The 14,931-nt window shown below is 69.1% G+C and carries 13 protein-coding genes; 2 read left to right on the top strand and 11 right to left on the bottom strand.

All coding sequences use genetic code 11. The features are described 5' to 3' along the window. Window positions 1-28 precede the first annotated feature (28 nt). Window positions 29-1,138, top strand: coding sequence for a 3-deoxy-7-phosphoheptulonate synthase (locus RMP09_RS00625; protein ID WP_310564069.1), 1,110 nt, complete (start codon window positions 29-31; stop codon window positions 1,136-1,138). A gap of 85 nt (window positions 1,139-1,223) precedes the next feature. Here the strand turns inward: RMP09_RS00625 and infA are convergent, their stop codons facing one another. From infA to minC, 8 genes are all read right to left on the bottom strand, one after another. After that, window positions 1,224-1,478: a translation initiation factor IF-1 gene (infA, locus tag RMP09_RS00630; protein WP_204735405.1), complete on the bottom strand. Its 255-nt coding sequence runs from the start codon at window positions 1,476-1,478 to the stop codon at window positions 1,224-1,226. A gap of 30 nt (window positions 1,479-1,508) precedes the next feature. Beyond that, a complete protein-coding gene (locus RMP09_RS00635; RefSeq protein ID WP_310564070.1) occupies window positions 1,509-1,832 on the bottom strand; it encodes a hypothetical protein in 324 nt (107 codons plus the stop codon). A gap of 363 nt (window positions 1,833-2,195) precedes the next feature. After that, on the bottom strand, window positions 2,196-3,896 hold the full coding sequence (locus RMP09_RS00640; protein ID WP_310564071.1) for an AarF/UbiB family protein: 1,701 nt from the start codon (window positions 3,894-3,896) through the stop codon (window positions 2,196-2,198). A 52-nt stretch (window positions 3,897-3,948) separates the two neighbouring features. Further along, window positions 3,949-5,445 (bottom strand): M48 family metalloprotease, encoded by a 1,497-nt coding sequence (locus tag RMP09_RS00645; RefSeq protein ID WP_310564072.1) that lies wholly within the window; start codon window positions 5,443-5,445, stop codon window positions 3,949-3,951. A 114-nt stretch (window positions 5,446-5,559) separates the two neighbouring features. After that, window positions 5,560-6,000: a thioesterase family protein gene (locus RMP09_RS00650; RefSeq protein ID WP_310564073.1), complete on the bottom strand. Its 441-nt coding sequence runs from the start codon at window positions 5,998-6,000 to the stop codon at window positions 5,560-5,562. A 19-nt stretch (window positions 6,001-6,019) separates the two neighbouring features. Beyond that, entirely contained in the window at window positions 6,020-6,280 is a 261-nt protein-coding gene (minE, locus tag RMP09_RS00655; RefSeq protein ID WP_310564074.1) for a cell division topological specificity factor MinE, read from the bottom strand. Between the two features lie 2 nt (window positions 6,281-6,282). After that, on the bottom strand, window positions 6,283-7,098 hold the full coding sequence (gene minD, locus RMP09_RS00660; RefSeq protein ID WP_310564075.1) for a septum site-determining protein MinD: 816 nt from the start codon (window positions 7,096-7,098) through the stop codon (window positions 6,283-6,285). A gap of 20 nt (window positions 7,099-7,118) precedes the next feature. After that, window positions 7,119-7,907, bottom strand: a complete 789-nt coding sequence (minC, locus tag RMP09_RS00665) for a septum site-determining protein MinC (RefSeq protein WP_310564076.1) — start codon at window positions 7,905-7,907, stop codon at window positions 7,119-7,121. 258 nt (window positions 7,908-8,165) lie between these two features. On the opposite strand from minC, the gene RMP09_RS00670 reads away from it, so the two are divergent. Further along, the gene (locus RMP09_RS00670; protein ID WP_310564077.1) at window positions 8,166-9,098 is read left to right on the top strand and encodes a prenyltransferase; all 933 of its coding nucleotides are present in this window, start codon (window positions 8,166-8,168) and stop codon (window positions 9,096-9,098) included. Window positions 9,099-9,679: 581 nt separating this feature from the next. Here RMP09_RS00670 and RMP09_RS00675 read toward each other — a convergent pair. From RMP09_RS00675 to ubiM, 3 genes are all read right to left on the bottom strand, one after another. Continuing rightward, entirely contained in the window at window positions 9,680-12,355 is a 2,676-nt protein-coding gene (locus tag RMP09_RS00675) for a bifunctional acetate--CoA ligase family protein/GNAT family N-acetyltransferase (protein WP_310564078.1), read from the bottom strand. A gap of 96 nt (window positions 12,356-12,451) precedes the next feature. Beyond that, the gene (locus RMP09_RS00680) at window positions 12,452-13,378 is read right to left on the bottom strand and encodes a histone deacetylase family protein (RefSeq protein ID WP_310564079.1); all 927 of its coding nucleotides are present in this window, start codon (window positions 13,376-13,378) and stop codon (window positions 12,452-12,454) included. Between the two features lie 220 nt (window positions 13,379-13,598). Continuing rightward, on the bottom strand, window positions 13,599-14,801 hold the full coding sequence (ubiM, locus tag RMP09_RS00685) for a 5-demethoxyubiquinol-8 5-hydroxylase UbiM (RefSeq protein ID WP_310564080.1): 1,203 nt from the start codon (window positions 14,799-14,801) through the stop codon (window positions 13,599-13,601). Window positions 14,802-14,931 lie beyond the last annotated feature (130 nt).

The following is a 14,931-nucleotide window of genomic DNA, read 5'->3' on the forward strand; positions in this document are numbered from 1 at the left end:
ACCGCGCCGCCCTGTGCGCCCCACGCCCATGCCCCACCACGTCCACACCGCCGCCCCGCTGTCCACCCACGACACCACCCGCATCGACGACCTGCGCATCGGCGCGGTGCGCCCGCTGATCACGCCCGCGTTGTTGCAGGAATGGCTGCCCACGCCGCCGGCCGCGCAGGCGCTGGTCGAGTCCAGCCGGGCGGCGCTCTCGCGCGTGCTGCACGGGCAGGACGACCGCCTGATCGTTGTCGTCGGCCCCTGCTCCATCCACGACCACGACCAGGCCATGGACTACGCGCGCCGCCTGAAGGAACAGGCCGACGCCCTGAAAGACGATCTGCTGGTGGTGATGCGCGTGTATTTCGAGAAACCACGCACCACGGTGGGCTGGAAGGGCTACATCAACGACCCACACCTGGACGGCAGTTTTGCCATCAACGAAGGCCTGGAACTGGCGCGCCAGCTGCTGCTGGACGTGCTGGCCGTCGGCCTGCCGGTGGGCACCGAGTTTCTGGACCTGCTGAGCCCGCAGTTCATTTCGGACCTGGTGAGCTGGGGCGCCATCGGCGCGCGCACGACCGAGAGCCAGAGCCACCGCCAGCTGGCCAGCGGCCTGAGCTGCCCGGTGGGCTTCAAGAACGGCACCGACGGCGGCATCAAGGTGGCGAGCGACGCGATCCAGGCGGCGCAGGCCCCGCACGCCTTCATGGGCATGACCAAGATGGGCCAGGCCGCGATCTTCGAGACCCGCGGCAACGCCGACTGCCACGTCATCCTGCGCGGCGGCAAGGCGCCCAACTACAGCGCGGCCGACGTGGACGCGGCCTGCGCCCTGCTCAAGGCCGCCGGCCTGCGCGAGCAGGTGATGGTGGACGTGTCACACGCCAACAGCAGCAAACAGCACCGCAAGCAGATCGAGGTGGCGGCGGCGGTGGGCGAGCAGATCGCCGCGGGCGATGCGCGCATCACCGGCCTGATGATCGAGAGCCACCTCGAAGAAGGCCGGCAGGACATCACCCTCGGCCAGCCGCTGCAACGCGGCGTGAGCGTGACCGACGCCTGCATCAGCTTCGAGCAGACCGTGCCGGTGCTGCAAGGGCTGGCGGCGGCGGTGCGGGCGCGGCGGGCCGCAGCGCCCCAGGGCTGATGACGCCACAAGCCCGGCGGGCAGACAAGACAAAGCGCCGCCGGCCTGGAAGCCGGCGGCGCTTTTGTTCAGGCGAGCAGCGCGTTCAGCGCGGCTTGCGCGGCGTCATCGGGCCGCGGCCTTCGATGTGGCGGAAGTTGATCCGGCCCTTGGTCAGGTCGTAGGGCGAGAGTTCGAGCGAAACGCGATCACCCGCGAGGATGCGGATGTGGTTCTTCTTCATCTTGCCGGCGGAGTAGGCAATCAGCTGGTGACCGTTGTCCAGCGTCACGCGAAAGCGCGTGTCGGGCAGCACCTCGTTGACGATGCCCATCATGTCGATCAGTTCTTCCTTGGCCATGGAAAGCTCCTTCTATTGCTTGCGTGGATGTCAGATGAGGATGGCCTGCGCGGGCTGCCGGGGCAGCGGCGGGGCCGGTCGGTCGGTGGCCACGGGCTGGCGCTCGGCCGCCCAGGTCAGGCCCTCGGCCTGTGCGTAGCGGGTGGCGTCCTCATGGGTGGCGAAGTCGTCCACAAAGCGCATGAGGCAGGCCGTGCTGGCGCTGCCTTGGCCGCTGGCGATGGCGACCTGGGCGGCAAAACGGCCGCTCGGCAAAGCCACTGGACGGGCCGCAATGCGGTAGCGGCCCAGTGTGAGTGAGGCGGGCAGCGGTGCGCCCGGAAAAACAGTGTGTTCGTTGGAAACGTGAATCATCAAATCAGAACCAGGGGTGCGGACGCGCGGCATGGCCGCAACAGGTGCACCCGAAAAACCATTGGCAGCCCCAGGCGCCGGGGTGCCCGACTGCCAGACCCGCACGGTGCTGCGAGCACCAGGTGAGCGGGACACGATCCCCGGCAGGGGTATCGTCAACAGCAGGGAAAGAAAAAATCGTGCGCGGTGAGAACGCGCCCGAATCGCCCAGGAGGGGCCGGACCAGCCTTCCCCTCTGCCGGGGCGTCTCATCCGCAGGTGTACGGTCTGCGGGCGGCTGATCGCCAAAGGCGAACGCCGAAATATACCACCATGTGGGAAAACGTGCTCGCCCACGTGCGACCCATGGCCGGCGGTGGCGCCTCACTCGTCCCCCACGTCCCGCCCCTTGCTGCTGCGCCAGATGGCGCGCACCAGCCACAGGCCGCCGACAAACGCGCTGGCGAAACCGATGAAGCCGAAGGCCGGCAGGCCGAACAGGGTGGGACCGCCCTGCACGGTCATGACGATGGACGAGCCGATGATGAGCGCCGCGATGACCAGGGCCATGGTCAGGCGGTTGGCGGCGCGGTCGATCTGGTCGCCCACACGCTTGAGGTGGGCCACGTCGATGCCCACGTGCACCCGCCCGCGGCGGGCGTTGCGCAGCAGGCGGCTGACGTCGTGCGGCAGCTGTTCGGCCACCGCCAGCGTGCGGCGCAGGGTCTGCCAGGCGCGCAGGGCCACCACCTTGGGCCGGTAGCGCCCGCGCACCACCTGGCGCAGCAGGGGCAGGGCTTCGGTGGTCATGTGGAAGCTCGGGTCCAGGCCGCGGCCCATGCCTTCGAGGGTGATGAAGGCCTTGATGAGCAGGGCCAGGTCCGAGGGCAGGCCCAGGTGGTGTTCGCGCAGGATGGCGGTGACGTCGCCCAGCATCTGGCCCAGGTTGAGTTCGGCCAGCGGCGCGCCGTGGTACTGGTCGACGAAGGTTTCGATCTCGGTTTCCAGCGTGCTGAGGTTGACGCCGTGGTCGTCGCCGGTCCAGTCCAGCAGCACGTCGGCCACGGTCTGCGGGTTGCGCTCGACCAGGCCCAGCAGCAGCTGCAGCAGTTCCTCGCGCCGGCGCACCGAGAGGCGGCCGACCATGCCGAAGTCGATGAAGGCGATGCGGTTGCCCGGCAGGTAGAACACGTTGCCCGGGTGCGGGTCGGCGTGGAATAGACCGTCCTGCACGATCTGCTTGAGCACCGCCCGGGCGCCGCGCTGCGCGAGCTGGCGGCGGTCCAGGCCCTCGGCGTCCAGCCGGGCGAGTTCGTGACCGGGGATGCCGGCCACGAAGTCCTGCACGTTGACGCGTTCCTTGGTGAAGTCCCAGTGCACCTTGGGCACCACGATCCAGGGCAGGTCGGCCATGTGGGCGGCGATGCGTTCGGCGCTGCGGCATTCGCTGGCCAGGTCCAGTTCGCGCTGCAACGATCGCGCGAGTTCGTGCACCAGCTGCTGCGGGCGGTAGGGTTTGAGCGCGGGCAGCTCGGCCTCGGCGATGGCGGCCAGGCGGCCGAGCAGGCGCAGGTCGGCGGCGATGGTCTCGCTGATGCCGGGGCGCCGGATCTTGACCACGACCTCGGTGCCGTCTTTGAGCTGGGCGCGGTGCACCTGGGCGATGGAGGCGGCCGCCAGCGGCTCCACGTCGAAGCGGGCGAACACGTCTTCGGGTTCGCCGCCCAGGTCTTCGCGCAGCTGCGGGCGCAGCTGGTCCAGCGGCAGGGCGGGCACGCGGCTGTGGAGTTTTTCGAACTCGGCGATCCAGTCGGGGCCGAAGAGGTCGGCGCGGCCGGCCAGGATCTGGCCGAACTTGACGAAGGTGGGACCGAGTTCTTCGATGGCCAGGCGCACCTGCACCGGCGGTTCATGCCGCGCGAGATCGGCCGCGTGGTCCCATTTGAGCGCGTGGCCGGCGCGTTCGAGCCGATCGGCCAGCCCGAGGCGGCGCACGCTGTCGCCGAAACCGTGGCGGATGAAGACGCCCAGAATCTGGTTCAGGCGCCCCATGTCGCGGGCCGCGCCCAGGGTTTCGATCAGCATGGGACCATGATAGACCGGCTGCTTCGTCAAGCGGCGCGGAGGTCCGTCCGGGTCACTGCGCCACGACGGTCTTGACCGTCTGGCCCAGCGGCGGGTCGGCTCGGCCGTAGCTGCCGTTGATCAGCTGCAGCTGCCTGGCCGGCACCGCCGACTGGCGCGCCAGTTCGGCGTAGCCGCCGCGCGGGAACGGCAGCAGCCGGATCTGCCACGGCCGCGCGGCCTGGGCATCGGCCGCGGTCAGGGGGCGGAACGACTTTTCGGTGGCCATGAGCCCAGCCATGGCCCGCTGCCGGGCGGTGGCGTTGGCGGCCAGGTAGAGCATCGCGTAGGTGGTCTGCTTCGGACCGGTGATCAGCGTGAACTCGGCCGCCTGCGCCTGGCCTTTCGCGCCCTGGACCGTGCCGTTGAAGTGGGTGGCGGCGAAGCCGTTGACCGTGCCCCGCGTGACCTGGCCCTGGCCGACCTTGAAGGCCTTGCGCAAGACCTCGTCGTGCGTGCCGCCCGCCTGGGGCGGCACCGTCATCAGCCGCAGCGCGGCGTCGCCTTCGGGGTGCACGATGTCCAGGGCCTCGGCGTTGTTCTGGATGCGCCAGCCCGCCGGTGCGGTCAGGGCGAAGCCCATGGACGGGTGGTAGAAGTCCGGGCCGCGCGTCAGGCCCTGTTCGGGGCTTTCGCCAAAGCGCATGCCTGCGATGGCCTGTTGAAAGCGGCGTGTGCCGTCGTCGGCGTAACGCCCCTGGTAACGCGCGGCGTTGTTGCTGATGGCCTGCAGGCGCTGGTCGTTGCTGGGGTGGGAAGAGAGCCAGTTGTCCCGCTCGGGCGCGCTGCGGCCCGCGGCGCGGGCTTCGTCCTGCGCGTACGACTCCTGCAGCTTGAGCACCCGGATCACGTCGATCATGTTGCGCGGGTCGTACTGGCTGCGGGCCAGGTATTCGGCGCCCAGCTGATCGGCCTGCAGTTCCTGCTCGCGCCCGTACTTGGCCACATAACCGGCCGCCACGCCCTGCGCCATCTGGCCCAGCATCTCGGTGCTGCCCGAGACGCCGGCCTGGCTTTCCAGCACCGCGCCCAGCACGGTCGCGGCCAGCACGCCCAGGCCCGCGTTCTGCTGGCGGGTGGCGCGCTGCGCGCCATGGCGTGCGGTGACGTGGCCGATCTCGTGGCCGATGACGCCGGCCATGTCGGCCTCGCTCTCCATGTAGGCCAGGATGCCGCGCGTGATGTAGACGTAGCCGCCGGGCAGCGCGAAGGCGTTGATCTCCGGGCTGTCCAGCACGGTGAAGGTCCAGGGGATGCTGGCGCGGTGCGACTGCGAGGCCAGCTTCTGGCCGACGCTGTTCACGTAGGCCTGCAGCTTCTGGTCGGGATAGACGCCGTATTCCTTGAGCACCTCGGCATGGGCCTTTTTGCCTTCGGCCAGTTCGGCGCGTTCGTCCATGACGCTGCGCTCGGCCTTGCCGGAGACGGGGTTGACCATCTGGGTGCCGCAGCCCGACAAGAGCGCGGCCACCAGGGCCCAGACGGGCAAGAGGGAAGGGATGGCGCGCATGGGAGGTCTCCGGTCGGTGGCTTGCCCGGATGATAGACAAGCCTTCGGGCGAAGCACACCCCCGGGGCAGGGGACACCCGCTGCCGGTTCCGGGGCAAGTGCCCCGGCAAGGGCTCAGGCCAGGATGGGCAGCGCGTCCAGCTGGGCGATGAAAGCGGGCGGCACCGGGGCCGGCTTGCGCGCCGCGCGGTCGATGAAGACGATGCCGATCTTGCCGCGCGCGACTTCGCGGCCGGTGTCCACGCAGTCCATGCAGTAGGCGAGGTCGAAGCCGCAGCGGTTGAAGTCCTGCGGGACCATGCGCACCCGCATGGTTTCGCCGTGGAAGCCTTCGGATTTGTACTGCGCCACCAGATCGCCCACCACGACGGGGCAGCCGGCGACGTCGGACTCGCGGTGGCCCAGCGACTTGAAGAAGCGCACCCGCGCTTCGGACACCAGGGTCAGCAACTGGGCGTTGTCCAGGTGGCCGCCCTGGTTGACGTGGCTGATGTAGATCTGGATCTGCGTCGAAAAGACGAAGCGCTCCGGCAGCGCGAACTGGATGCGGCTCATGGCGCGGCCTGGCTCCCGTTCACTTGCGGTCGGGCAGCTCGATCTTGACTTCCAGCACTTCCAGGTCGTCCTGGCGTTCGAGCTGGACCTTGATGTCGTCCAGGTTGATCTTGATGTACTTGCTGATCACCGCCACCAGCTCGCGCTGCAGTGCGGGCAGGTAGTCGGGCTCGGCGGCGTTGCGACCGCTGCGCTCGTGCGCCAGGATGATCTGCAGCCGTTCCTTGGCGACGCTGGCGGTCTTCTTTTTTTCGCCGAGAAAGAAGGAAAAGAAGGACATGCTCACTTGCTCCCGAACAGGCGCTTGAAGAAGCCGGGCTTCTCGGCGTCGATGAAGCGCAGGGGCTTCTCGGCGCCCAGGAAACGGTCGATCACGTCGCTGTAGGCCTCGGCCACGTCGGTGCCCTTGAGGTGGATGGCCGGCGTGCCCTGGTTGGACGCGGTCAGCACGTTCTCGCTCTCGGGGATCACGCCAATGAGCTTGATGCGCAGAATGTCCTGGATGTCTTCCAGGCTGAGCATCTGGCCGTCGGCCACACGGCTGGGGTTGTAGCGGGTGATCAGCAGGTGTTCCTTGATGGGTTCCTTGCCGTCGATGGCGCGCTGCGTCTTGCTGCCCAGCATGCCCAGGATGCGGTCGGAATCGCGCACCGAGGACACCTCGGGGTTGGTCACCACCAGCGCCTCGTCGGCGTAGTGCATGGCCATGAGGGCACCGGTCTCGATGCCGGCGGGCGAGTCGCAGACGATGTATTCGAAGCCCATCTCGGACAGGTCGGTCAGCACCTTGTGCACGCCGTCCTGGGTCAGCGCGTCTTTGTCGCGCGTCTGGCTGGCCGCCAGCACGAACAGGTTGTCGCAGGCCTTGTCCTTGATGAGGGCCTGGTTGAGGTTGGCCTCGCCATGGATGACGTTGATCAGGTCGTAGACCACGCGGCGCTCGCAACCCATGATCAGGTCGAGGTTGCGCAGGCCGACGTCGAAGTCAATGACCGCGGTCTTGTGGCCGCGCAGCGCGAGGCCCGATGCGAAGCTGGCGCTGGTCGTGGTCTTGCCCACGCCGCCTTTGCCGGAAGTGACGACAACGATTTTGGTCATGGTGAGGGGTCCTCGGGGGTTCAGGGATTCAGGGGTTCGATGACGAGTTTTTCGCCATCCGGGCCGGGCACCAGGCGCACCTGGGCGGCTTTGCCCTGCACGCTGGCGGGCAGGGGCGTGTCGCTGGTGCGGTAAATGCCAGCGATGGAAATCAGTTCCGGGTCCATGCCCAGGGCGAAAATGCGCGCGTCGGCGTTGCCGCGCGCACCGGCGATGGCTTTGCCGCGCAAGGGCGCATAGACGTGGATGTGGCCGTCGGCGATGACCTCGGCACCCGGGTTGACCATGGCCATGACCACCAGGTCGCGGCCGCGGGCGTAGACCTGCTGGCCCGAGCGCAGTGGTTTGTCGACGACCAGGGCGCCGGGGGCGGGGGTCGGTGCCACCGGCGTAGCCTGGGTTTCGACCACGGGGGCCGCCGCCGCTGTCGCGGGTGCAGGGGCGGGTGCGCTGCTGCCGCGCTGCACCGTGGCGTCGTTGGCCTGGATCAGCCCGGCCAGCAGGGCCGCGGCGGTCTGGGCCTCGTTGCCGCCGCGCACCGCCAGGGGTTGCAGGCGGTACTGGCGCAGCAGGGCGCCCAGGGCCACGAAGTCCACCGGGCTGTCGGCCTGCCCGCCCGCCTGCAGCGGCGTCAGGTCGATCACCAGCGGATCGTGGTCGAAGAAGTCGGGCATGTCGCCGAAACGCTGGGCGAATTCGGCGGCCAGCTGGGCCAGGTCGGCGGACTTGAGCAGCAGGGCCACCAGGGGCAGCTGGGCGCTCTTGATCTCGAAGGTGGCGGGCGCGTTGGCGGCGAGGGCGACGGACATGGAGGGCGCGCGGAACGCAGAGGGCAAAGGGGGGGTGGACCCACCATGCAAGCATCGCGCCGGGCGACCGGCGCTGCACACGGCTCAGGCGCTGCGCATCTTACCAGCCGGGGTGCCCCGCCGCCCCGGCCCACCGGCCCCGCCGCCGGGGGGTTTGTGAGCCGATGTAAGGGCTTGCGCACCCGGGCTTTTTGAACGCCGCCCGCCCTTGCGGGATGACAAAGCACGGAACCCGCCCGCTCGACATACTGGTCGACCATGAGCGCACCCCACCCCGCCCCTGGCCCGCTGTTGCTGCTGCGCATGACGCGCCCGGCCTTTCTGCTGCTCACCGTGGTGGCCTGCGGGCTGGGCACGGCCACGGCGGCCGCCTGCGGTTGCGGGCTGGACTGGCCCCTGGCCCTGGGCGCCACTGTGCTGGCGGTGCTGGCCCACGCCGCGGGCAATGTGCTCAACGACCTGCACGACGCCCGAAACGGTGCCGACGCCGCCAACGGCCAGGGCATCTTCCCGTTCACCGGCGGGTCGCGGCTGATCCAGAACGGCGCGGTCAGCGAACAGCAGACCGCCGATCTGGTCAAAGCGTTGCTGCTGTTCCTGCTGCCCGCCGGCCTGCTGCTGGCGGTGAAGGCGGGTGGTGGCGTCATCGCACTGGGCGCGGCCGGCCTGCTGCTGGCCTGGGCCTATTCGGCGCCCCCGCTCCGGCTGATGTCGCGCGGCCTGGGCGAACCCACGGTGGCCCTGGTCTGGTTCCTGGTGGTGGTGGGGGCGGACTACGTGCAGCGCCGGCAGTTTTTCATCATCCCCGCCAGCGCCGCGGCGGGTTTTGCGCTCATGGTCGCCGCGCTGCTGCTGATCAACGGCTTCCCGGACGCCGAGGCCGACGCCCGTGTGGGCAAGCGCACCCTGGTGGTGCGGCTGGGCGCCACGCCGGCCGCGCTGCTCTACGCCGGCCTGGTGCTCAGCGCCCACGCCTGGCTGGCACTGAGCGTATGGTGGCTGATCCCGCCCCTGCCCGCGCTCTGGGGACTGGTGTCGCTGCCGTGCTCGCTGGCCGCCCTGGGCTGGCTGTGGGCCCACCGCCACCGGCCCGAACACCTCAGGCCCGCGCTGGCCCTGACGGTGGTGGCCACCCTGCTGCACGGCCTGGGCATGGCCTGGGGCTTTGCGCAGGTGGCGCGGCTCCACTGAAACCCTCCGACCGGAAAGAAGCGGAAACAAGAAGCGACAGCGCCAGGGATCCAGGCGTTCAGAAATTGAAATCTGACCCCCATTGGCTGCTGACGTCCCGACCGGAAGCAAGAAGCGGCAGTGCCCAGGAACGCCGGCGTCCGGAAATTGGAATCTGACCCCGATTGGCGTTGGCATGAGCCTGATGGGCCGCGATAGGCAGATGCGGATGGGTTTTGGGGCTGGTTTTTCCGGCCGATCGGGCCGGATCTGCACAAAGCTGTGGATAAATTTCTGGCAACCTCATATTTATCCACAGGCCAGTGGACAAACCCGAAGTTGTCCCCGTTCGGGGTGCACCGGGATCCGCCCCCCCTGCACAGGCTTGTCGGTGATGCAAGTGTTTGATCTGTAAAGCCAAAAGCCGCTTGTCCACACCCGAAGGCGCCCTCTACTACTACGACTAATTTAATAAAGTAGAAACATAAGAGATAGCAAGGCACAAGTTTTCGGCGTCTGAAGCGCCCAAACGGACGAAAAAAAAGCCACCCGTCGGGGTGGCTGGGGTCTGAACAGGGTTCAGAGAAACGGTCGGAACACGCTCAGAGCGTGTGCGTGACCAGTTTGAAGTCCGGATCGTCCGGAAAAGGTTTGATGTGGAAGCCCAGGCCCTTCATGAGCTTGAGCATGCCGGGGTTGTTGGCCAGCACCAGGCCCTCGATCTCGTCCAGGCCCTTGTCGCGCGCCTCTTCCATGATGCTGAGCATCAGGCGCGAGCCCAGGCCCTTGCCGTTGAAATCGTCGGCCACCACCAGCGAGAACTCGCAGCTGGCCTTGTCGGGGTTGGTGATGTAGCGCGAAACGCCCACGATGCGCTCGGTCTCCACCGGTTCGCCGTCCTCGCCCATCTGGCGCGTGCGGTGGATGGCCACCAGCGCCATTTCGCGGTCGTAGTCGATCAGGGTCAGCCGCGAGAGCATGGCCGGCGGCAGCTCGGTCATGCTGGAGACGAAGCGGTAGTAGCGGCTTTCGGCCGACAGGCCGTGCACCAGATCCTGCAGCATCTGCGCATCGTCCGGGTGGATGGGGCGGATGGTGTATTCCCCGCCGCCGCGCAGCGGCCAGATCTGCTCGTAACGCGCCGGGTAGGGCAGGATGGCCAGGTGGGCGTAGTTGCGCGCCGTGGCCGGCGCGCTTTCGATCACGATGCGGGCGTCCACCGCCACCGCACCCGATTCGTCCACGATGATGGGGTTGATGTCCATCTCGCGCAGCTGGGGCAACTCGCAGACCATTTCGCTCACGCGCAGCAGCACGTGTTCCAGCGCGTCGCGGTCCACCGCGCTGGCGCCGCGCCAGTCGCCCAGGGTTTCGCTCACGCGCGAGCGTTCGATCAGCCGGCGCGCCAGGAACTGGTTGAGCGGCGGCAGCTCCATGGCACGGTCGTTGATCAGTTCGATCATGGTGCCGCCGGCGCCAAACGCGATCACCGGGCCGAAGGGGTCGTCGGTCTTGAGGCCGATGTAGAGCTCGCGCCCGCGCTTGGCGTTGGCCATCTTCTGGATCGTCACGCCGTTGATGCGCGCACCCGGCTGCAGGCGGCCCACGGTCTCGATCATGTTGTTGAACACGTCGCGCACCGCGGTGGCGTTCATCACGTTCAGCGCCACGCCGTTCACGTCGCTCTTGTGGCTGATGTCGGGCGAGTCGATCTTCAGCGCCACCGGGTAACCCAGCTGGGTGGCGATCATCATGGCCTCGTTGGACGTGCGCGCCAGGATGGTCTGCGTGACCGGGATGTGAAAGGCCGAGAGCAGGGCCTTGGATTCCATCTCGGTCAGGACCTTGCGGCGCTCGGTCAGCACGTGCTCGATCAGCAGGCGTGCGCCCTCGATGTCGGGCTTGCCCAGGGTCGAGAGCGGCGGCGGCGTCTGCTGCAGCAGCTGCTGGTTCTGATAAAAGCTGGCGATGTTGCCGAAGGCGCCCACGGCGGCTTCGGGCGTGCGAAAGCTCGGGATGTTGGCCTTGGCCAGCACGGCGCGCGCCGGGCCCACCGAGGCGTCGCCCATCCAGCAGCACAGCAGGGGCTTGCCCAGCCGGCCCTTGAGCTCGGCCATGGCGGTGGCGACGTCGGCGGCGTCGATGCCCGCCTTGGGCGAATGCACCACCAGCACACCGTCCACCGCCTTGTCGCGGCCGGCGGCGTCGATGGCGGCGCGGTAGTGCTCGGCCGTGGCTTCTTCCGACAGGTCGATCAGGTCGGTCAGCGAGGCCAGGCTGGGCAGCTTGGCCTGGAGCTCGGCCGCGGTCTCGGGCGAGAGCTGGCCCAGTTCGAGCTCGATCTCGCTGACCCAGTCGGCCGCCAGCACACCGGGGCCGCCGCCGTTGGTGACGATGGCCAGGCGCTTGCCCACCGGGCGGTAGCGCGAGGCCAGGCATTTGGAGGCCGAGAACAGTTCGACAAAAGACCGCACCCGCACCGCGCCGGCGCGGCGCAGGGCGGCGTCGAACACGTCGTCGCTGCCCACGATGGCGCCGCTGTGCGTCTGCGCAGCCTTGTTGCCGGCGGTCTTGCGGCCGGCCTTGAGCACGATCACCGGCTTGGCATTGGCCGCCGCGCGCAGGGCGCTCATGAAGCGGCGCGCGCTGGAGATGCCTTCAAGATAGACGACGATGCTGTGCGTTTGCGCATCGGCGGCCAGAAAATCCAGCACCTGGGCGATGTCGACGCTGGTGTTGGGGCCGAGCGAGACCACGTTGGAAAAGCCCACCGAATTCTGGCTCGCCCAGTCGAGGATGGAGGCCGTGAGCGCCCCCGACTGCGACACCAGGGCCAGCGGACCGGGCGCCGCCAGCGGGCCGACCACGCTGGCGTTCAGGCCCGTGCGCGGGCGCTGGAAACCCAGGCTGTTCGGGCCCAGCAGGTGCATGCCGTGGCGCTTGGCCACGCGGTGCATGTCGGCGGCGTCGGCCGCCGGGATGCCGCTGCCCACCACCAGCGCCGCCCGGCACTTGATGCGGCCGGCCACCTCCAGCGCGGCGATGGCTTCGCCCGCGGGCAGGCAGATGATGGCCAGGTCGGCCCGCGTCTGGGCCAGGTCGCCCAGGGTGCCGGTGGTCTGGATGTCCAGGAACACCAGCTGGCCGGTGAAGCGCTGCGCCGTCAGCGACTCGATCAGCGCGATGGCCTGCGGCGTCTGCCGCTCGGGTGTGTCCTTGCCGGCGAAGACGGCGATGGTGGCGGGTTCGAAGAGGGGGGAGAGGTAGTGTTTGTCCATAAATCGTTCAGGTTTTGCCGCCGGGCCGCCCCCAGGCGAAACACGCCACCCTGGGGGGCAGCGACCCGTGAAACGGTGGAGCGTGGGGGCCCATGTTCAATCCGCGCCGATCAGCACGCGCACATGCGCGGCCACGCTGCGCGCCAGCGAGCTGAGCACGTAGCCGCCCTCCAGGCACGAAATCACGCGGCCCTTGCAATGCTTGTCGGCCACTTTCATCAATTCTTGTGTCACCCAGCCGTAATCGGCCTCGACCAGGCCCAGGTTGCCCATGTCGTCCTCGCGGTGGGCGTCGAAACCGGCCGAGATGTAGATCAGCTCGGGCCGGAAGGCGTCCAGCGCCGGGATCCAGTGTTCGGTGACCGCGGCGCGGAAGGCCTCGCTGCCCGAACGCGTGGGCAGGCCGACGTTGACCATGTTCGGGCCGGTCGCCTGCTCGCCGTTGAAGGGGTACAGGCCTTTTTCGAAGATCGAGCACATCAGCACCCGCTCGTCGCCGCGCAGGATGTCTTCGCTGCCGTTGCCATGGTGCACATCGAAGTCGATCAGCGCCACGCGCTGCAGGCCGTGCGCGTCCAGTGCGTGGCGCATGCCCACGGCCACGTTGTTGAAGAAACAAAAGCCCATGGCGGCCGCGCGTTCGGCGTGGTGGCCGGGCGGGCGCACGCTGCAGAACGCGGTGGACGCCTTGCCCGCCAGCACCAGCTCGGTCGCCTCGATGGCGGCGCCGGCGGCGCGCAGGGCGGCCGGCAGGGTCCAGGGGTTCATGCTGGTGTCCGGGTCCACCTGGTGCGTGCCCTCCTTGGGCGCCATGGCCATCAGCTCGCGCACGTACAGCGAGGTGTGGGCCCGGCCCAGCTGTTCCTCGGTCGCCAGCGGCGCGTCGTAGGGAATCATGTAGTCCAGCAGGCCCTTGACCAGCAGGTGGTCGTTGATGGCGGACAGGCGCTCCGGGCACTCGGGGTGGTGCGCGCCCATGTCGTGGCGGGCGCAGTCGGGGTGGGTGATGTAGGCGGACAGCATGGTTCTCGGGTCTCCTCGGGTCGCACGGATGCACGCGGGCTGGAAGCGCCCGTTGGCTCGAAAGACCCAATCTAGACCCGGTTCCTGACGCGTGCCTTGATGCAGCGCAACAAGGGCCGGCTGAGAGCGTTTCCGCCATCCAGGATGCGGTGGAACCGGCTTGGCCGGGCCACTCGCATCGCCCCCTGAGGGGGTGACGCCGCAGGCGGCGCGGGGGGAATCAGTGAATTCCGGTCAGGCTGGCCGCCACCGCGCGCTTGAACGGTGTGAAGCGTTCGCCGATTCCGACCATGGCCTGGCGCAGCAGGCGGGCCGGGGTTTCTTCGCGGGTGTAGAGCGTGGCCAGGGCGTGGGTGGCCAGGTACAGGCCGCGGCTGGCGGCCTGGTGGGTGCGCTGGTAGCGATGCAGCAGGGCAGGGTTGGCGATGTCCTGTCCCTGCTGGCGGGCCTGTCGGATCAGGTGCGCGAGGGTGTCGATGCTGCGCAGCCCGAGGTTGAAGCCGTGCGCGGTGACCGGGTGCATGCCCACGGCGGCGTCGCCCACCACGGCAAAGCGCTGCGCCACCAGGCGGCGCGCCCACACGCCCACCAGCGGGTAGGCGTGGCGGGTGCTGCGGAGCGCCATGGCGCCCAGTTGCGCGCTGAAGCGGCGCGTCATCTCGTCGTTGAACGCCTGCTCCGGCAGGTCCATCAGCGGCTGCAGCTGCTGACTGGGCAGGGTCAGCACGACGGACGAGCGCGGCAGACCGGTCTGCGGGTCGGGGTTCATGGGCAGCAGGGCCAGCGTCTGGCCGTGGTCGAACCATTCCCAGGCGGTCTCGTGGTGCGGCTGCTGGTGCGTCATGTTGCACACCAGCATGGTGCGGCCGTAGTCGTGCAGGTCCGCCGGGATGCCCATGGCGCGGCGGGTGCTGCTGTGGCGGCTGTCGGCGGCCACCACCAGCGGCGCGCTCAGGCGTTCGCCGCTGGCCAGCCGCAGGTGGGCGGCGTGTTCGTCGCTGTGGATGTGGGTGACCTGCTGGCCACAGCGCAGCTCGGGCGCGTCGCCGGCCTCCATCGCGGCCTCGAAGGCGGCGCGGCGGATGTGGTGGTTGGCGACCAGAAAGCCCAGCTCGGGCTGGGGGCTGAGCGTGTGGCTGATGAGCATGCGCTGCTGGCCGCGGCCGGCGCCGCCGTCGAGCACCAGCGCGTCCTTGAGCGGCGCGATGTGGGCGTCGCCCAGGCGCGGCCAGATGCCGAGCCCGCGCAGCCGCTCGGCGCTGTGCTGGGTGAGGGCGATTTCGCGGCCGTCGAAGGCGGGGTGCTGCAGCGCCGCCAGCGGCTGCTGTTCGAGCAGGCACAGGCGCAGGCCGCTGCCGCGCAGGGCGCGGGCCAGGCACAGGCCGGCCGGCCCCGCACCGATGAGGATGAGGTCAAAGTCCATGGCGCGGCAGCTTAAGCGTCGGCTCCCGGCCGGGGGTTGACTCAGGTCAAGCAGGCCCGGGGCGGCGCCGGGCCACACGGGACGAAAAAACGCCCCGGCGAAGCGGGGCGAAGGAGGAGTTCATGTGCCG

This window comes from Hydrogenophaga sp. (assembly GCF_031426985.1).
Taxonomy (GTDB): Bacteria; Pseudomonadota; Gammaproteobacteria; order Burkholderiales; family Burkholderiaceae_C; genus Hydrogenophaga.